At 38.6% G+C, this 17627-nt stretch carries 18 protein-coding genes; 5 read left to right on the top strand and 13 right to left on the bottom strand.

The features are described from left to right. Positions 1-80: 80 nt before the first annotated feature. Entirely contained in the window at positions 81-1007 is a 927-nt protein-coding gene (locus HRK21_RS12635; protein WP_003727465.1) for a YitT family protein, read from the bottom strand. A 251-nt stretch (positions 1008-1258) separates the two neighbouring features. Between HRK21_RS12635 and trhO the strand changes: the two genes are divergently transcribed. Next, positions 1259-2218, top strand: a complete 960-nt coding sequence (trhO, locus tag HRK21_RS12630) for an oxygen-dependent tRNA uridine(34) hydroxylase TrhO (RefSeq protein WP_069888841.1) — start codon at positions 1259-1261, stop codon at positions 2216-2218. A 39-nt stretch (positions 2219-2257) separates the two neighbouring features. Here the strand turns inward: trhO and fni are convergent, their stop codons facing one another. Continuing rightward, positions 2258-3334 (bottom strand): type 2 isopentenyl-diphosphate Delta-isomerase, encoded by a 1077-nt coding sequence (fni, locus tag HRK21_RS12625; RefSeq protein WP_070006660.1) that lies wholly within the window; start codon positions 3332-3334, stop codon positions 2258-2260. A gap of 28 nt (positions 3335-3362) precedes the next feature. Next, the gene (locus HRK21_RS12620; protein WP_069888843.1) at positions 3363-3710 is read right to left on the bottom strand and encodes a DUF1033 family protein; all 348 of its coding nucleotides are present in this window, start codon (positions 3708-3710) and stop codon (positions 3363-3365) included. A gap of 139 nt (positions 3711-3849) precedes the next feature. On the opposite strand from HRK21_RS12620, the gene HRK21_RS12615 reads away from it, so the two are divergent. The 3 genes from HRK21_RS12615 to HRK21_RS12605 all read left to right on the top strand — a co-directional run bounded on the left by HRK21_RS12615 (position 3850) and on the right by HRK21_RS12605 (position 5362). Next, positions 3850-4131, top strand: coding sequence for an acylphosphatase (locus HRK21_RS12615; protein WP_003722507.1), 282 nt, complete (start codon positions 3850-3852; stop codon positions 4129-4131). An 85-nt stretch (positions 4132-4216) separates the two neighbouring features. Next, complete coding sequence (locus HRK21_RS12610; protein WP_003738893.1) at positions 4217-4498, top strand: hypothetical protein; 282 nt, start codon at positions 4217-4219, stop codon at positions 4496-4498. A gap of 36 nt (positions 4499-4534) precedes the next feature. Beyond that, the gene (locus tag HRK21_RS12605; RefSeq protein WP_003738892.1) at positions 4535-5362 is read left to right on the top strand and encodes a membrane protein insertase YidC; all 828 of its coding nucleotides are present in this window, start codon (positions 4535-4537) and stop codon (positions 5360-5362) included. Between the two features lie 36 nt (positions 5363-5398). Here the strand turns inward: HRK21_RS12605 and HRK21_RS12600 are convergent, their stop codons facing one another. The 4 genes from HRK21_RS12600 to HRK21_RS12585 form a co-directional block, all read right to left on the bottom strand. Next, positions 5399-6850 (bottom strand): HAMP domain-containing sensor histidine kinase, encoded by a 1452-nt coding sequence (locus HRK21_RS12600; RefSeq protein ID WP_069888844.1) that lies wholly within the window; start codon positions 6848-6850, stop codon positions 5399-5401. Further along, positions 6847-7527 carry a response regulator transcription factor gene (locus tag HRK21_RS12595; RefSeq protein WP_003719652.1) on the bottom strand — a complete coding sequence of 227 codons (681 nt, stop codon included), beginning with the start codon at positions 7525-7527 and terminating at the stop codon, positions 6847-6849. Before HRK21_RS12595 ends, HRK21_RS12600 begins: the two co-directional genes overlap by 4 nt. A gap of 190 nt (positions 7528-7717) precedes the next feature. After that, a complete protein-coding gene (gene gnd / locus HRK21_RS12590; protein ID WP_003727468.1) occupies positions 7718-9136 on the bottom strand; it encodes an NADP-dependent phosphogluconate dehydrogenase in 1419 nt (472 codons plus the stop codon). A gap of 144 nt (positions 9137-9280) precedes the next feature. After that, complete coding sequence (locus HRK21_RS12585) at positions 9281-10375, bottom strand: M20/M25/M40 family metallo-hydrolase (protein ID WP_070006659.1); 1095 nt, start codon at positions 10373-10375, stop codon at positions 9281-9283. A 118-nt stretch (positions 10376-10493) separates the two neighbouring features. On the opposite strand from HRK21_RS12585, the gene prli42 reads away from it, so the two are divergent. Continuing rightward, positions 10494-10589, top strand: coding sequence for a stressosome-associated protein Prli42 (gene prli42 / locus HRK21_RS12580; protein WP_003722501.1), 96 nt, complete (start codon positions 10494-10496; stop codon positions 10587-10589). 156 nt (positions 10590-10745) lie between these two features. Here prli42 and HRK21_RS12575 read toward each other — a convergent pair whose 3' ends face one another. From HRK21_RS12575 to HRK21_RS12550, 6 genes are all read right to left on the bottom strand, one after another. Then, positions 10746-11999 (bottom strand): dihydrolipoamide acetyltransferase family protein, encoded by a 1254-nt coding sequence (locus HRK21_RS12575; protein ID WP_070006658.1) that lies wholly within the window; start codon positions 11997-11999, stop codon positions 10746-10748. Between the two features lie 30 nt (positions 12000-12029). Then, positions 12030-13013: an alpha-ketoacid dehydrogenase subunit beta gene (locus HRK21_RS12570; RefSeq protein WP_070006657.1), complete on the bottom strand. Its 984-nt coding sequence runs from the start codon at positions 13011-13013 to the stop codon at positions 12030-12032. Between the two features lie 16 nt (positions 13014-13029). Beyond that, a complete protein-coding gene (locus HRK21_RS12565; RefSeq protein WP_003738888.1) occupies positions 13030-14025 on the bottom strand; it encodes a thiamine pyrophosphate-dependent dehydrogenase E1 component subunit alpha in 996 nt (331 codons plus the stop codon). Between the two features lie 24 nt (positions 14026-14049). Then, positions 14050-15477: a dihydrolipoyl dehydrogenase gene (gene lpdA / locus HRK21_RS12560; protein ID WP_070006656.1), complete on the bottom strand. Its 1428-nt coding sequence runs from the start codon at positions 15475-15477 to the stop codon at positions 14050-14052. 14 nt (positions 15478-15491) lie between these two features. After that, complete coding sequence (gene buk, locus HRK21_RS12555) at positions 15492-16559, bottom strand: butyrate kinase (protein ID WP_070006655.1); 1068 nt, start codon at positions 16557-16559, stop codon at positions 15492-15494. A 136-nt stretch (positions 16560-16695) separates the two neighbouring features. Beyond that, complete coding sequence (locus tag HRK21_RS12550) at positions 16696-17562, bottom strand: phosphate acyltransferase (RefSeq protein ID WP_070006654.1); 867 nt, start codon at positions 17560-17562, stop codon at positions 16696-16698. Positions 17563-17627 lie beyond the last annotated feature (65 nt).

The following is a 17627-nucleotide window of genomic DNA, read 5'->3' as shown; positions in this document are numbered from 1 at the left end:
TAGCCCTATTATACAAACAAATGTTTCCTTTCGTCAAAAAACCACATATCCCAAGTAGGAGATATATGGTTTCTGCTTTGTTATAGGTGCGGTGTTTTCGTGTTCATCAGCTTTCCGCCGCGGACTTCTGACATACTTCCCCCGACAGCTAAGAAGGCATCTGGATCTATTTCATCCAGAATAGCTTTCACTTTTACTTCTTCAAATCTTGAGACGATAACGAAAACTACTTTTCTTACATCACCGGAATATCCACCAGTTGCATCTAAGTATGTAACACCTTTTCCAAGTTGTTCCATAATTTCTGCCCCAATTTCCTCGTAATAGCGACTGATAATAAAAGCACTTTTCGATTCATCTACACCTTGAATAACAATATCAATTACTTTGTACGCTAGGAAATACGTAATTAAGGAATACATCGCTCGATCCCAGTTGAACACAAGTCCAGCAACGATAAAAATAACAATATTAATAAACATAATAATTTGTCCTGTTGAAAATGGCGTCCGACCGTTAATAATGATTGAAATGATTTCAGTTCCATCAAGCGCCCCTCCGTTACGAATAACGAGACCTACTCCAAGGCCAAGCGTCATTCCACCAAAAACAGTCGCAAGTAGTAAATCATCTGTCACAGGGTCCATATCATGTAAAACGAGCGTTACAATCGACATGACTGCAATTCCGTACAATGTAAACAGCGCAAATACTTTTCCGATTTTTCGGTAACCTATAATGAAAAACGGAATATTGAGTACAAAAGTTAAAACCCCTAGTGGCAGCGGCGTTAGTTGCGAAATAATAATCGAAATACCAACGACTCCACCATCCAAAATTCGGTTGTTTACAAGGAAAAGTTCCAGCCCAACCCCCATCAAAATAGCGCCAAAGGTAATCATTAAAAACTTATAAACAAACCACTTCAACCTTTTCCTGCGCTCTTGTTTTACTTTTTTTAAAGCTAGTTCTTCCATAAACGATTCATTTATTTGCACATAGCTCACGCCCAATCCTTACTTCATTCTTTATTTTAGGTAATGAAAACAGGATTTGCTTTCATCAACAAAATTTTCGCTTCATATTTAATAAGTATACCATAGCTATTTTGTACTTGTACATATAGTTAACTATAAGAAGCATTTATTTTACAGTTCGCTTACTTGCCAGTCTGAATTTGCTATAGTATAGTATTAATGCGCAAACTTGTGGAGATTTATTCTTACACATGAAATACATTTTGAAGGGTGATAAGATTATGAGTGACTATCAAGTGTTGTTATATTACAAATACACAACGATTGATGATCCAGAAACTTTTGCAAAAGAGCATCTTGCTGCTTGCAAAGAAATGGAATTGAAAGGCCGAATTTTGGTGGCTTCTGAGGGGATTAATGGCACCGTTTCGGGTACAGTAGAAGCAACAAACAAATATATGGATTATATGGCAAACGACGCTCGCTTCGCTGATATGGTATTTAAAATTGACGCGGCTGATGCTCATGCTTTTAAGAAAATGCATGTACGGCCTCGTGCTGAAATTGTTAGTTTAAGTTTAGAAGATGATGTTAATCCTTTAGAAATTACCGGGACTTATTTAGAACCTGCTGAGTTTCGTGAAGCACTGTTGGATGAAGATACGGTTATTTTAGACGCTCGAAATGATTACGAATTTGATATCGGCCATTTCCGCGGCGCTGTTCGTCCAGATATTCAAAATTTCCGTGAGTTGCCAGGATGGATTGAAGAAAATCGCGAGCAACTCGCTGATAAAAAAATCGTCACTTACTGTACTGGTGGCATTCGTTGTGAAAAATTTTCCGGTTGGTTGAAAACAGCTGGTTTTGATGATGTAAGTCAACTTCACGGCGGGATTGCGACTTATGGTAAAAACGAAGAAACCAAAGGGGAACTCTGGGACGGCCAAATGTACGTTTTCGATGAAAGAATTGCGGTTCCGATTAACCAAGTAAACCCTACTATCGTTGGGAAAGATTACTTTGACGGTACGCCTTGCGAACGTTACATCAATTGTGCTAACCCGTATTGCAATAAGCAAATCCTAGCTTCTGTCGAAAATGAGAAAAAATATTTGCGTAGTTGTTCGCATGATTGTCGCGTTCATCCAGCAAATCTTTATACGAAAAATTTATCTAAAGAAGAATTCACTGAACGCCTTCAAGCAATCGATGAAACTTTACCAGAAATGGTTCAATAAATAAAAAACCAGCTTTGCTAAATGAATAGCAGCTGGTTTTTATTTTCTATTAGCTAGTTTGACTAAATCGATTTCTCGTAGTGTGCCCCATTTGGCAAGTTCACCACTTATGATTAATGGCGTTGTTTTTAATTCTGAGATATTTTTCGCATCTGCGAGAACAAATAAGCCACGTAGTTGTTCTTTCCATAACTCTAGTTTTTCGATGGTTTTGGTAACGCCCTCTTTTTTTAGTGAATAAATAATTTGCCCTGCCATACCTACACTATCTGCTCCGAGCGCTAATGCTTTGACGATATCTAACGGGTTCCTAATACCACCTGACGCTAAATAAGCAATCTTTGGCGCATCTCTGTGTTGCATATCTATTAACGCTTGTCCGGTGGAAATACCCCAATCAAGTAAGAAATTATAGGCTTGATCACGGCGACGGTCATTTTCAATTTGGGCAAAGTTTGTTCCACCTTTTCCGGCTAAATCCACGCTTTGAACGCCAACACTTGCTAATCTCGCTACTGTTTCACGCGTCATTCCAAAGCCAACTTCTTTTACAACAACTGGAACTGGCGAAAGCTTGACGTACTCTTCAATTCTAGTTAACCAATGACTAAAAGAACGGTCGCCTTCTTGCATAACTAATTCTTGTGCTGGGTTAATATGAATTTGAAGTGCATTTGCCTCTAACATCTCGATTGCACGAAGTCCATCTGGAAGAGCTACTTCTGGACTAATATTTGCGAGAATCATCCCATTCGGATTGATTTCTCTGACAATTTTATACGTATCTATTAGCGAACTATTTTTTAACGCTGCAGACTGGGAACCAACGGCCATTGGAATAGCTACTTCACGCGCTATTTCAGCAAGTTCAGCATTAATCTTTTTCGTATGCCGACTTCCTCCTGTCATAGCATTAATATAAAACGGGAAAGGCACATTGGCTCCCAAGATAGTCGTGGTTAAATCGATATCTTTCACATTATAGCGCGGGATAGAAGTTCCAACCAGTTGAATATCTTCTAAACTCGACGGCGCTAATTGCTCATTTTGTTTTACTCCAAGAGCCACGTGTTCGTCTTTTCGACGTTCTCTTAATAAGTCATCGTTCTTCTGCATGTGTTAATCCTCCAAATTTCTTTTCGCCTCAAGCAAAGGTTAAAACAGGTTTAAAAATCGTCTCTTTTTCTTCGGAAGTTGGTTGATATACTTCCCCATCAGAAAATAAAATAAGTCCGTGAAATGTTTGAATATCGTCTTCACAGTCCTCGCAGTACTCCACTTCTTCCTCATTCCAAGCAGCAAGCAAACAATCTTTTTTTGTTTGATGATTAGGATAATTACGCAGTAGCTCATCTGCTAACTCTTGATATTTCAGAAAGGCTGCTTCTTTATCTGAAAAAGCAAAGTCGGCTTGAATGGAAGTTTCCCACTCCTCAAAAAACCACCAAGGCTCATATTCGCCTTTAGTTAGATAGACATTCCATTTTGTCATATCAAAAACTCCCAACAGTAAATATAATACACTTATTATAGCATAAGCTTTCTTTAAATACTGGAATGCAAATTTTTGAAAGTAATGCTAAAAAAAGATACACTAGTAATAAGGAAAAATAAAAGGAGTTGGTTTCGCCATGGCTAGAGATACAGCGATTTTGAGAGTAACTGGATTTGTGCAAGGTGTCGGATTTCGTTATACGACTAAACACGTCGCTTACAAATATGATATTAGTGGAACAGTAAAAAATTTAGATGATGGTTCCGTTGAAATCCATGCAATTGCGGAAGAAGAAAACTTAAATAAATTTATTGATGCTATCAAAAAAGGACCATCACCTGGTTGTCGTATCGAACATGTATACATTTACAAAGGTGCGCCCGTAGAAGAACGAAAAACGTTTGACATCGTTTACTAAAATCCCAAAAATAGTAGTTGTGCTATAGCTCTTTTTGCATTATAGTTAATGAGTACTAAAACCTAGAAAGGAGCGAATGCGTGGCATGATTTCCATTTTACAAATTTTACTTGAACCAGAATTCATTTCACTCACAGTAACGTTTTTATTAATGTTGACGATTTTCAGTTATTGGTCAGCCATTACATTATTAAAACCGAAAATGGTGCTACCCGCTGACGCTATCTGCTTAAAGCAAGTAAAGATTTCACTTCGAGCACAAATTGATGTAACCTCACCTAATTTTGTTATTAATTGGTTGGCTATAACTCGGAAATGTAGCGCTATTACTGATGACGAAGACAGTTTTTCATTTTCCAACGTATGAATCGACTATTTTACTATTTAGGAGGAAAATGAAACATTGAAAAAGAAAAATATTATTTTAATTAGCGTTTTACTTGGTGCTCTACTATTACTTACAGGTTGTAGTATGGACCCGTCACAAAATACAGATGGTTTTTTTAGCACTTATTTGGTACAACCATTTACTAGTTTTATTATGTTCGTTGCATCCTTTGTTGGAGATAATTACGGGGTTGCGATTATTATCACGACGTTACTTATCCGTGCACTAATTATGCCACTAAACTTACGTACTGCTAAAGCTCAAATGGGTATGCAATCCAAAATGGCCGTTGCCAAACCAGAAATTGATGAAATTCAAGCTCGACTAAAACGCGCTACATCGAAAGAAGAACAAGCAACTATTCAAAAAGAAATGATGGCCGTTTATTCTAAGTATAATATCAATCCGATGCAAATGGGTTGTTTACCGTTACTTATTCAAATGCCGATTTTGATGGCTTTCTACTATGCTATTCGTGGATCGTCCGAAATTGCTAGCCACACATTCTTATGGTTTAATTTAGGTTCGTCGGATATGGTGCTTGCAATTATCGCCGGACTTGTCTATTTAGCACAATACTTTGTTTCCATGATTGGTTATTCACCAGAACAGAAGAAACAAATGAAAATTATCGGTTTAATGTCTCCTATTATGATTTTATTCGTATCCTTCACAGCACCTTCCGCTCTAGCGTTATACTGGGCTGTCGGCGGGCTCTTCTTAGCAGGTCAAACATTACTAACGAAAAAACTTTACATGAATAAACATCCAGAAATTAAAGTAATGGAACAAGAAGAAAAAGAATTCGAGCAAATCGTGGAAGAACAAAAGAAAGAAAAATAAAAGAAACCGCAACCTCCTCATAAGGTTGCGGTTTTTCTATTTGGATTTCGGTTCAATGTAAGGAAGTGTAATTTTTATCGTTGTACCTTTATCTGGCTCACTAACCGCATTAATCGTTCCTAAATATCCTTCGACTAATTGTTTAGCAATCGCAAGTCCGAGGCCATTACCACCTTTTTCACGACTCCTAGCTTTATCCACACGATAGAAACGATTAAATATCTTATCAATTTCTTCTTGTGAAATGCCTTCCCCGTAATCACGCACATCAATATGGATTTGCTTTTGTTCTTTATAGACATGCATATCCACTTCGGTGCCGTCACCTGAATACTTCACGGCATTATCCATAATAATAATTAAGATCTGTTCTAAATGATTATGCTGAATAAGCGCTCGTAAATCAGTATCATCTTCTTTTAAGGTAAACGTGAAATTTTCATACATGACTTCAAAATTACGTCTTACTTGTTCCACCGTTGCATTAACATCGGTAATTTGTAATTCTTTTGTTTGTGAAATTTGTTCCGCTCTTGATAAATCGAGCATTTCTTGTACTAATTTTTTCATGCGTTCTAATTCCGTTAACGAAGCGTTTAATGATTCATCAAGTACAGCCGGATCATCTTTTCCCCAACGAGTGAGTAGTTTCAAATGACCTTCCATAATTTGCACTGGTGTACGCAATTCATGAGAAGCATCCTCTACAAATTGCTTTTGCTGTTCAAAACTAGTTTCGATTCGCGTCATCATATCATTAAAAACAACGGTCAATTCGCCAATTTCATCGCGAGAATTGGTTTTCGTCTCGATTCGTTTTTGGAAACCATTTTTACGGATATCATTCATTGTTCGAGCTAGGCGAGTCAGTGGATTTAAAAAGTTTTGTGCTAGTAAATAGCCGAGCATCCCACTAATAAAGAGCGCCACTGCCCCAAGTAAAATCATTGTAACAAGAAGCCGATCCATCATCCGATTATAGGAAGTGAGCGGATTTACCACCTGCGCGTAACCAATCACTGTCGTATTGTCATCTGCTACAATTGGCATTTGCGCCGTCATCATCTTCTGTCCATCAATCGTTGGTTTATTCATAATAAACTTGTCTGTCCCACTAACAAAATACTGCGAAAAATCAATGCTAGTAATATTTTGATTTCTTGAAAAATAATACTTATTAATAAAATGGCCGTCTTTATCATACAGATTAATTACTTGATCTTGTAACTTGCGATTCACCGTTTTGTCGTTATTAAATAAATACTTAATTTCCTCATTGTCGGTCAAATCTTGATTAGTTAATGTGCTCGTTGTTGCTAGAAGCAGTTCTTTTACTTCTGGTTCTTCTTCATTTAGCAACATTTGCCCAATTCCTTGGTAAATGGCATAGGAAAACAAGAAAAATGTTAGAAAAATGGCTGCACTAGCTCCAAAAGTCCATTTAAATTTCAAAGAACGACTTTTTAAGGAAAATGGGCTAGTCGTCATGTACGCATCACATACCCTGTCCCGCGAACTGTTTGGATATAACTTTCTTCGTCAGGATGATCAATTTTATTCCGTAAGTAACGAACATACACATCCACTACATTCGTTTCAACTTCTGTTTCATAGCCCCATACTTTATTAAGTAAAACTTCACGTGTAAGAACGATATTAACATTTTCCATCAATGTAAGTAAAAGTTCGTACTCTCGTTTTGTCAGGTCAATAATTTCTTCATCGCGTTTAACAATCCGATTTTCTTTTTCAACGATTAAGTTGCGGTACTGTAGTGTGGTTTGTTTCGCAGATTGTTCCGCATTTTCAACCCGGCGTAACAGTGAACGAAGGCGTGCAAGTAATTCTTCAATAGCGAAAGGTTTGACAATGTAATCATCGGCTCCGTGATCTAGTCCGGATACACGGTCGATAACAGAGTCACGTGCAGTTATCATAATAATAGGTGTTTGTTTCACTTGGCGCACACGGCGACAAACTTCTACACCGTTTAAATGCGGCAACATTAAATCAAGTAAAATAGCATCCCATTCTTCATTAAGTGCGAGTTCTAGTCCTGCACGTCCATCATTAGCAACCGCTGTTTCATAATTTTCATGTTGTAGCTCGAGTTCGATAAAGCGTGCTAAGTTTTTTTCATCTTCTACGATTAATATTCTATTCATTTGGCCTAACCCTCTCTTTCGGTCATTACACTATATTCCTATTACTATTGTAACGAACTTTAGCTCAAAAACAACTAATAACAGCGCATAAATAGATATTTTCATTATTTTTTAGCACTTTACCATGATTTACTAATTCAACTCTCATAAAAAAGGCACCCACTCGTTAAAGTGGATGCCTTATCTTCCATCAATCTTCTACTTGTGGCCATTCTGTATGGAATACACCAGGTTTGTCAACTCTTTCATACGTATGAGCGCCAAAGTAGTCGCGTTGTGCTTGGATTAGATTTGCGGATAATACCTCTGAACGATAGCTATCGTAGTAGCTAATTGCTGCAGTGAATGTTGGAACTGGAATTCCAGCTTTTACTGCTTCTGCAACAACTGTACGAAGGTCGCCTTGGTAGTTATGTGCAATATCTTTGAAATATGGATCTAATAATAAGTTTTTAAGATTTTTATCTTTATTATAAGCATCAGTAATTTTTTGTAAGAAACGAGCACGGATAATACAACCAGCGCGGAAAATTTTCGCGATTTCGCCGTATTGTAAGTCCCAATCGTTTTCTTCACTAGCTGCTCTCATTTGTGCAAAACCTTGTGCATAAGAGGCGATTTTACTGAAGTAAAGCGCGCGACGAACAGATTCAACAAATGCTTTTTTGTCGCCTTCAAAACGATAATTAGATGGGCCAGATAAAACAGTACTTGCATAAACGCGTTCATCTTTAAGTGCAGAGATGTAACGAGCAAATACAGATTCTGTAATTAAGGAAAGTGGAACACCTAAGTCAAGTGCGCTTTGGCTCGTCCATTTACCAGTTCCTTTTTGACCAGCTTTATCAAGAATAACATCGACAATTGGTTTGCCTGTTTCTTCGTCTTTTACTTTTAGGATATTTTTAGTGATCTCGATTAAATAGCTATCAAGTTCGCCGTTATTCCATTCTTCAAATACGTCCGCAAGTTCATCGTGGCTTAATCCACCAATTTCTTTCAAAATAGTGTAAGCTTCTGCGATTAATTGCATATCGCCGTATTCGATACCATTATGCACCATTTTAACGTAATGTCCGGCACCATCAGGACCAATATAAGTCACACATGGTTCTCCGTCTGCAACTGCAGCAATTTCACGTAAAATAGGGGCTACAAGGTCATATGCCTTGCGTTGACCACCTGGCATGATGGAAGGACCTTTAAGTGCGCCTTCTTCTCCGCCTGATACACCAGTTCCGATGAAGTTAAACCCTTCTTCACTTAGTTCTTTATTACGACGAATCGTATCTTTGAAGAAAGCATTACCACCATCAATTAAAATATCGCCTTCGTTTAAGAAAGGTTTAACTGCTTCAATCATCATATCTGTAGCATCGCCAGCTTTTACCATAATAAGGATACGGCGAGGCACTTCAAGAGATTCGACAAATTCCTCTAAACTATAAGTTGGTACTAATTTTTTGTCCGCATTTTCTTCCATAACTGCTTTCGTTTTTTCAGTGGAGCGGTTAAAGATAGATACTGTATGACCGCGGCTTTCAATGTTTAGAGCCAAGTTACGACCCATAACGCCCATTCCTATAACGCCAATTTCTTGTTTTGCCATTTTGCACTTCTTCCTTTCCGGTTTATTAAGGCAGAAAAATCTGTCTTACTTCAACATGACACATAAAAGTATCAACATCATTTACTATATCAAAGAATTGCTTCTTGGACAATGAATCAATCCGAATTATTTGACTTTTTTTCACTAATTTAGCTTTCTAAGGAGAATTTTCTCGTTTTTTGCGGATTCTGCTAGGTCAATGACAAGTTGTGTAAGTTTTTCTAACTGCTCAATTGACACTGTTTCTTTTGGCGAGTGCGCGTTTTCGTATCCCGCTGACAATAGCATGGTTGGAATCCCTTTTTCATTCAGCACATTCGCATCCGTACCACCGTCTAGCCATATTTCGCGCGGTTCTAACGATTGTTTTTTAGCGGCTTTTTGGAAAATATTCATTAGTGGGTGCTTGGAACGAATTTGATAGCCTTCATAAATTAATTTTGTATCATGCGTCAAAAGAGCACCATATTTCTCACAAGTTTGCGCAAATTGTTCTCTAATCGTCTCGATATGCAAAAGTGCCTTTCGAAAACTTGCTGCTGATGTAAAAAGTACTTCTAATTGCGCATCTTGTTGATTTTCGTCATTTATCCCACCGGAAAACGATTGAATTTCCCATTTGTTTTCCCGGTCAATCTTACCTGGTCGTGTGGCATGTAGCGCCATTCTAGCAATCGAAATCGGTGACATCTGCGCTGCCTCAGAACTTGCGATAGTAAATTCTAATGCAACTAATGTATTTGCCTGTAGCTGATAATTTCCAACTTCACCTGGTGCATCTAAACAGTAACCATAAGCCGCTGTAATCTGTTCTTCTGGAAATAAACGCATTCCAATCATACCGAGTTCTTCTTTCGTCGTGAAAATAAATTCGATTTCCCCGTGAGGTGTCTGTTCCACACTAAAATAATCGATAGCTGCTAGCATTGCCGCCACAGCGGTTTTATCATCTGCACCTAATGAAGTACCTTCTGCTGCTGTAAATATGCCTTGGTCAATTTGAAAAACTGGTGTTCTTGCATTCGGATGCGTATCCACATGGCTACAGAAAAAAATCGTTGGAAACTTCTCTTTAGTCGCGGGGATTCGTGCAATTAAGCCATAGTTTTCGTCTAAACTATATTCGATATTTAATTTCGTTAGATGTTTTTTTATGTAAGTTAAAATGGCTGTTTCCTTTCCAGAAACGGACGAAATTTGGATTAATTCGGTAAAATATTTTTTAACATTGGACATCATTTTTTCACCTACATTCTTCCTATTTGCCTAAAAAAATCCATAAAGGACTTGAAATTTGTTTTAATTATAAGTAAGATGTATATATCTGAAATGCTTTATGAGAGGAGTTTTCTTCCGCATGACTAATAAAAAAGTAGTTCGCGTTGTCGTTATTTTAATGCTAATCGCGATTGTATTATCTAGTGTTTTAACCGGGGTATTAATGTTTTTATAAATATCCGACGTCTGAGCCAATTTGGTTCAGGCTTTTTTTATTTTTTCTCAAAAAAAAGAGCAGCACCCGAAAGTACTACCCAAGACATCTAGGGAGTTTAGGGGTATGGATCTAGATGTACTAAACAATACCCGCTAAACCTAGATTAAAACATTTTTAATACAATGCTGTATTTTCTTTGGAAATCTTTTCGACGTTGGCTTTAATTGCTTGTAGGAATTTACCTGCTAGTAGGCCGTCTAAAATACGATGATCGATGGATAGACATAGGTTCACCATATCTCGTACAGCAATCATATCGTCAATAATGACAGGACGTTTCACAATGGATTCCACTTGAAGAATTGCTGCTTGTGGGTGATTAATAATCCCCATTGATTGAACAGAGCCAAATGAACCAGTACTATTCACCGTGAAAGTACCACCTTCCATATCGGCTTGGCTTAGTTTACCATTACGCGCTTTTCCAGCAAGTTCGCTAATTTCGCGAGCAATGCCTTTAATGGATTTTTCGTCCGCATTTTTAATAACTGGAACGTACAATAAATCACCAGCTGCAATCGCAATCGAAATATTGATATTCACGTGCTCAATAATTTTATCGCCTGCCCATGTGCTGTTAAGTTGCGGGAATTCTTTCAACGCTTGTGCAACGGCTTTGATGAAAAAGGCGAAATAGGTTAATGAATAACCTTCTTCTTTTTTAAAGCTGTCTTTCACTGCATTACGATAGCGAACAAGACCTGTTGCATCCACTTCCACCATCATCCAAGCGTGCGGAATCTCTTGTTTGCTTACGCTCATATGTTTTGCAATGGCTTTTCTTACGCCATTGATTGGTATTTCTCTGTCACCTGCTGCTGATCGTACAGGAGCTGGTGTAACGGTTTTTTCTTGCGGTGCACTTTGACTTTGCACTTCAGGTTTAGTAGCTACTGGTCCGTTTTCAATGACTTGAAGCAAGTCTTTTCTTGTAATTCGGCCACCTTTACCTGTGCCTTCTACAGTGGCTAAATCGATATTGTTTTCACCGGCAATTCGTAGTACCGCTGGAGAAAATCTTCCGCTAGCTGGTGCTTCTGCTAGTTTCACTTGTTTTATTTCTTGTTTTTCTGGCGCTTTTGTTTCGGTTTGTTCTACTTCAGCTACAGGTTCCGAACTTCCTGCATCTGCTGTTTCAATTGTACAAATAACTTCGCCCACTTCAAGCGTTTCGTCTTCTTCTGCTAAAATTTCTTTAATTGTTCCGCTAAAAGAAGATGGGATTTCCGCTGTTACTTTGTCGGTTAGTACTTCTGCGATAGCATCATATTTTTCAACTGTATCGCCTGGTTTAACTAACCATGAACTAATCGTTCCTTCTGTTACACTTTCCCCTAATTTGGGCATGGTGATTTTTTCAACTGCCACGAGTCTTCACTCCTTTAATTTAAAACGGGTCTAAAATTCCGCTAATTCTTTCATTGCATCCGCCACTTTATCTGGATTAATCATAAAGTGTTTTTCCATCGTTGGAGCAAAAGGCATCGCTGGGGTATCTGGTCCTGCGAGTCTAGCAATCGGTGCATCTAAATCAAATAGACAATGTTCCGAAATAATTGCCGCTACTTCACTAATAATACTTCCTTGTTTATTATCTTCCGTAACAAGAAGTACTTTACCAGTTTTTTTCGTTGCTTCGATAATCGCTTCTTGGTCTAATGGATAAATCGTACGTAAATCCAGAATATGCGCTTCGACACCTTCAACGGCTAAACGTTCCGCAGCTTGTTGAGCAAATTGAACAGCAAGTCCATAAGTAATAACTGTAATATCATCGCCTTCACGAACGACATTTGCTTCGCCGATTGGTACGATATAATCTGTTTCTGGTACTTCGCCTTTTAGCAAACGATAAGCACGTTTATGTTCAAAGAAAAGTACTGGATCGTTATCACGAATCGCTGCTTTTAAAAGTCCTTTCGCATCATATGGTGAGGAAGGAACAACAATTTTCAAACCTGGTTGTCCAAAGAATACTTTTTCAACAGATTGTGAATGGTAAAGTGCTCCGTGTACCCCGCCGCCAAAAGGTGCGCGAATAACCATCGGGCAAGACCAATCGTTATTAGAACGGTAGCGAATTCTGGAAGCTTCTGAAATGATTTGGTTGACAGCTGGCATAATAAAGTCAGCAAATTGCATTTCTGCAACTGGACGATAACCATACATCGCCGCGCCAATTCCTACTCCGGCAATCGCGGATTCAGCAAGTGGAGTATCAAGCACTCGGTCTTCACCAAACTCATCATATAAACCAGCAGTCGCTTTAAAAACGCCACCTTTTTTACCTACATCTTCTCCTAAAATAAATACTTTATCGTCGCGCTCCATTTCTTCTTTAAGCGCCATGGTTATTGCATCAATATATGAAATGACTGGCATTCAAATTCCCTCCTAATCAGCTATTCGCTTCTTCATCGTATACATAAAGTAAAGATGATTCTGGTTCAGCGTATGCTGCACTTTCCGCATAATCGGTTGCTTCGTTAACTTCTTTCGCAATGTTTTTTTCGATTTCAGCGATTTTTTCTTCTGTTAAATAACCTTCTTCCAGTAATTCCGCTTGGAAAATTTTCAGTGGATCTTTTCCTTTCGCTTCGTCAACTTCTTCTCTGGAACGATAACTACTATCGTCATCATCGGAGGAGTGTGGTGTAAATCGGTAAGAAACTGTTTCAATTAAAGTAGGTCCCTCGCCGTTTCTTGCACGATCTGCTGCACGTTTAAATGCCGCGTATACTTCTCCCATATTCGTTCCATCCACGCGTTCACCAGGGATGCCGTAACCAATTGCTCGGTCGGATAGTTTTTCTGCGGCATATTGTTTCGATGCTGGAACGGAAATAGCATATTGGTTATTGTGAATCACGAAAACAACTGGCAACTTATGTACAGATGCAAAGTTGATTCCTTCGTGGAAATCACCTTGGTTAGAAGATCCTTCACCGGTTGAAGCATAAATCGCAATCTCATCACCAGCCATTTTCGCTGCAAGTCCAATCCCTGCTGCGTGCGGGAACTGGGTAGTTACAGGCGAACTTTGAGTGACAATGCGGTTTTCTTTTTGACCAAAGTGGGCTGGCATTTGACGTCCGCCAGAGTTTGGATCTTCCGCTTTAGCAAACGCGGATAACATAATATCTTTCGCTGTCATCCCGAATGCAAGAACCACTGCTAAATCACGGTAATATGGTAATGCATAATCTTTATCTAAATCAAAGGCAAACGCAGCACCAATTTGTGCCGTTTCTTGTCCTTGTCCAGAAATAGTAAAAGGAATTTTCCCAGAACGGTTCAGCAACCACATACGTTCATCCAGTCTTCTTGCCATTAGCATCGTTTCATACATTTTAATTAATTTATCTTCTGTTAAACCTGCTTCTTTTAAAGTCATTTTTGTTCCTCCTTTAAAGCTGTATTAACCGTGAATTGCATTGCCATCCACAGCAAGGGCAGCTTCTCTAAAACTTTCTGATAAAGTTGGGTGCGGGTGAATGGTGTTACCCACTTCCCACGGTGTTGCATTTAAAACTTGTGCTAAAGCGGCTTCGCTAATCATGTCCGTTACGTGCGGTCCAATCATACTGACGCCTAAGATATCATCTGTTTTTTTATCTGCAATAATTTTAATGAAGCCATCTGATTCTCCGTAAACGAGTGCTTTCCCGATACCACGGAAGAAAAATTTGCCTTTTTTCACTTCATGACCACGTTCTTTTGCTTGTTCTTCTGTGATGCCGACACTTGCGATTTCTGTAGAAGTATAGATACAGCGGGGAACTAAGTCGTAGTCAAGTTTTCCAGCCGCTTTTCCGGCAATATGGTTGGCGGCAATCGTTCCTTCTTCCATCGCAACGTGCGCAAGTTGGATTGTTGGAATGCAATCACCAATCGCGTAGATATGGCTTTCTTTTGTTTGATAAAAATCATTTACTTGGATAAAGCCGTTTTCGGTCGTGATATCGGTGTTTTGTAAACCGATATTTTCTGTATTAGCTGAACGACCGACAGAAACGAGTATTTTGTCTGCTGCGAAAGTTTGTTCTTCGCCTTTAATGATTGCTTTAATTTCCACACCAGTATCCGTTTTTTTATAACTAGCTGCTTGAACTTCAGCAGATGTATGCATATTTAATTTTTTCTTTTTATAAAGTCTTGTTAGTTCTTTTGCTACTTCTTTATCTTCTGTTGGTAAAATTCGGTCCGCATATTCTAGCACGGTAACTTCTACGCCAAAATCATGCATCATGGAAGCCCATTCCATTCCGATAACTCCACCGCCAACGATAATAATTGATTTTGGTAAAGTTTCTAGGTTTAGCGCGCCGTCGGATGATAAAACATTTTCTTCATCAATGCTTAAACCATTTAATGTGCGCGGTTTGGAACCTGTCGCGATAATTAAATTTTTAGGAATGAGCATTTCATTTTCAGAGCCGTCTTCAAATTCGACTGAAACTGTACCAGCTGTTGGTGAAAAGATAGATGGCCCTAATATCGTTCCCGTTCCTGCAAACAAGTCAATTTTACCTTGTTTAAATAATTGATGGATTCCTTTTTCTAATTGATCGACTATTTGTTGTTTTCTTTCTTGTGCTTGTAAAAAATTGATTCCAGCAGTTCCTTCTACAGAAATACCAAATTCACTTGCTTTTTTTACTGTTTGCAGAACTTCCGCTGAACGTAATAACGCTTTCGTTGGAATACATCCACGGTGAAGACACGTTCCACCAACTTTCCCTTTTTCAACGACGGCTACTTTTTGGCCATTCTTAGCTGCTTGAATAGCTGCGACGTACCCGCCAGTTCCTCCACCAAGAATAACGACATCATATTCTGTTGCCACATTATCTCCTCCTTTTAGTACTCTTTTTCTTTCTCAAGACCAGCGAGTACGCGTTGTACACCGCTATTTAATGCTTCTAATTCATCTTCTCCAGGTTCTATAATTACGCTGGTTATCCAGTTTGTTTGCTCAATAATTTTGCTTGTAAAAAGGTCACTTCTCGCAAGCCCCCCAGTTAAAATAATAGCGTCAATACTCCCTTGCAAGACAACAGAGCATGCGCCAATTTCTTTGCTAACTTGATAAGCCATGGCATCAAATGCTTCAATCGCTTTCACGTCACCTGCTTGTACTTTTGCTTCGACCTCTAGCATACTGTTGGTTCCTAAGTAAGAAATCATCCCACCACGACCGACAATAAGTTCATGCAGTTCACGTTTCGTCCATTTCCCGCTAAAACAAGCTTCTAAAAACTCATTCATCGGAAGGGAACCGGATCGTTCCGGACTAAATGGCCCATCCCCATCTAAAGCATTATTCACATCCACTACTCTTCCTTGTCGATGAGCAGCAACGGAAATTCCGCCACCAAGATGCGCAATAACGAAATTCATCTTTTCATAATCATTTCCTAGCTCTTTGGCGATTTTTCGTCCTGCTGCTTTGTGATTTAATGCGTGAAAAATACTTTTTCTAGCAACAAAAGCATTACCAGATATTCTTGCTATTTCCTGCATTTCATCTACAACTACTGGATCTACAATGAAGCTTGGTATCGTTAGTTCATCTGCGAGTTTTTTTGCAAGCATTGCCCCTAGATTCGAAGCATGCTCTCCGTATTTATTTTCTTTTAAATCATCTATCATTTTTTCTGTAACCATATATGTACCGCCAGCAACTGGTCGAAGTAAACCACCTCTTCCAACTACCGCTTGTAAATTTTTTACATTATAACCGTGTGCATCCATCACTCGACGTAGAACTTGCCACCTAAAATCAAATTGTTCCTGTACGTTATTAAAGTCGGCGAGTTCTTGCATTGTATGTCTGACAGTTTCTTCAAAAAGTACTTTATCGCCTTGGTAAACAGCGAGTTTTGTAGACGTGGAACCAGGATTTATGGTTAAAACATCAAAAGACATTTGCTTTCCTCCAAATTTAATTGTGAAAAATGCAGTAGGTTATCATTTTCCCATGGACTATTGTAACACGTAGGCTGTAATCAAATAAAAGCCTTTGCATTCAGATTGTTAAAGTCCGTCTATTCACATTATTTCATCATTTCCCAACTAGTCTTACAGTTAGTATAAATGACGCTAATTTGTTTTCGGGTGTATCGTTTCTCGAGGAAATCACAATTGGTACTTTCGCCCCGACAACCGCACTGCCAACCCTCGCTCCAGCAAAATATACTAACGATTTATAGAGTGCGTTTCCTGTTTCAATATTAGGAACGATTAATATATCTGCTTCTCCCGCAGAACTATCCGTAATTCCTTTATGGAGAGCCGCTTCTTTGGAAATAGCTACATCAAGAGCAAGTGGACCCGAGACAGCTATTGTGTTAGCAAAATGCTGCACTACTTCCTGTGCGTCCACTGTTGATGGCATTTTTGCTGTCACTTCTTCCACCGCACTAAGTAACGCAATTTTAGGGTTAGTGATGCCTATTTGATGTGCTACGGCTACGGCATTTTCTGTGATAGCGATTTTCTCTTTTGTTTTGGGCGCTACGTTCATGGCACAATCAGTTATTAATAATGGTTTGTGATACGTTGGAATATCGAAAATGGCAATTTGACTCAATAATTGGTTTGTACGAAGGCCATTTTCTTTTTTTAATACGTGATGCATCAATGTAGCAGTTGGAATAAACCCTTTTACTAAAATATCTGCTTCTTTATTTTTTACCGCTAAAATGGCGCCTTGTGCTGCGGCTTCAGCGGTATCTGTTTGAATCCATGTAACGTTTTCATTCGCGGTTAACGTTTTGTCTTCCTTCTTGCCAAATAAAAGAAATTTACCTAAATTTTGGTTTAATGCAAGACGAATCGTTTCGAGCACAACTTCATCATCTGCTCCTGCTACGGCGAAAACAAATGAACTTGTTTCTATTACATCTGAAAAAAATCTACTTTTTGTCATAAAAATAACTCCTTTATCGCACAAAAAAGCCGCATTTCGAATTAGTAGTTGTTTTTATGACCAGG

It is taken from the genome of Listeria monocytogenes, assembly GCF_013282665.1.
Classification (GTDB): Bacteria; Bacillota; Bacilli; order Lactobacillales; family Listeriaceae; genus Listeria; species Listeria monocytogenes_C.
The sequence above is the reverse complement of the archived record's forward strand: the minus strand, read 5'-3'. Positions and strand labels throughout refer to the sequence as shown.

Excerpts from the sequence above, each read along its gene's own strand:
- trhO (WP_069888841.1), top strand. The coding sequence starts at position 1,259 with ATGAGTGACTATCAAGTGTTGTTATATTACAAATACACAACGATTGAT.
- fni (WP_070006660.1), bottom strand. The coding sequence starts at position 3,334 with ATGCAGAAGAACGATGACTTATTAAGAGAACGTCGAAAAGACGAACAC.
- HRK21_RS12620 (WP_069888843.1), bottom strand. The coding sequence starts at position 3,710 with ATGACAAAATGGAATGTCTATCTAACTAAAGGCGAATATGAGCCTTGG.
- HRK21_RS12615 (WP_003722507.1), top strand. The coding sequence starts at position 3,850 with ATGGCTAGAGATACAGCGATTTTGAGAGTAACTGGATTTGTGCAAGGT.
- HRK21_RS12610 (WP_003738893.1), top strand. The coding sequence starts at position 4,217 with ATGATTTCCATTTTACAAATTTTACTTGAACCAGAATTCATTTCACTC.
- HRK21_RS12600 (WP_069888844.1), bottom strand. The coding sequence starts at position 6,850 with ATGACGACTAGCCCATTTTCCTTAAAAAGTCGTTCTTTGAAATTTAAA.
- HRK21_RS12595 (WP_003719652.1), bottom strand. The coding sequence starts at position 7,527 with ATGAATAGAATATTAATCGTAGAAGATGAAAAAAACTTAGCACGCTTT.
- gnd (WP_003727468.1), bottom strand. The coding sequence starts at position 9,136 with ATGGCAAAACAAGAAATTGGCGTTATAGGAATGGGCGTTATGGGTCGT.
- HRK21_RS12585 (WP_070006659.1), bottom strand. The coding sequence starts at position 10,375 with ATGATGTCCAATGTTAAAAAATATTTTACCGAATTAATCCAAATTTCG.
- prli42 (WP_003722501.1), top strand. The coding sequence starts at position 10,494 with ATGACTAATAAAAAAGTAGTTCGCGTTGTCGTTATTTTAATGCTAATC.
- HRK21_RS12570 (WP_070006657.1), bottom strand. The coding sequence starts at position 13,013 with ATGCCAGTCATTTCATATATTGATGCAATAACCATGGCGCTTAAAGAA.
- HRK21_RS12565 (WP_003738888.1), bottom strand. The coding sequence starts at position 14,025 with ATGACTTTAAAAGAAGCAGGTTTAACAGAAGATAAATTAATTAAAATG.
- buk (WP_070006655.1), bottom strand. The coding sequence starts at position 16,559 with ATGTCTTTTGATGTTTTAACCATAAATCCTGGTTCCACGTCTACAAAA.
- HRK21_RS12550 (WP_070006654.1), bottom strand. The coding sequence starts at position 17,562 with ATGACAAAAAGTAGATTTTTTTCAGATGTAATAGAAACAAGTTCATTT.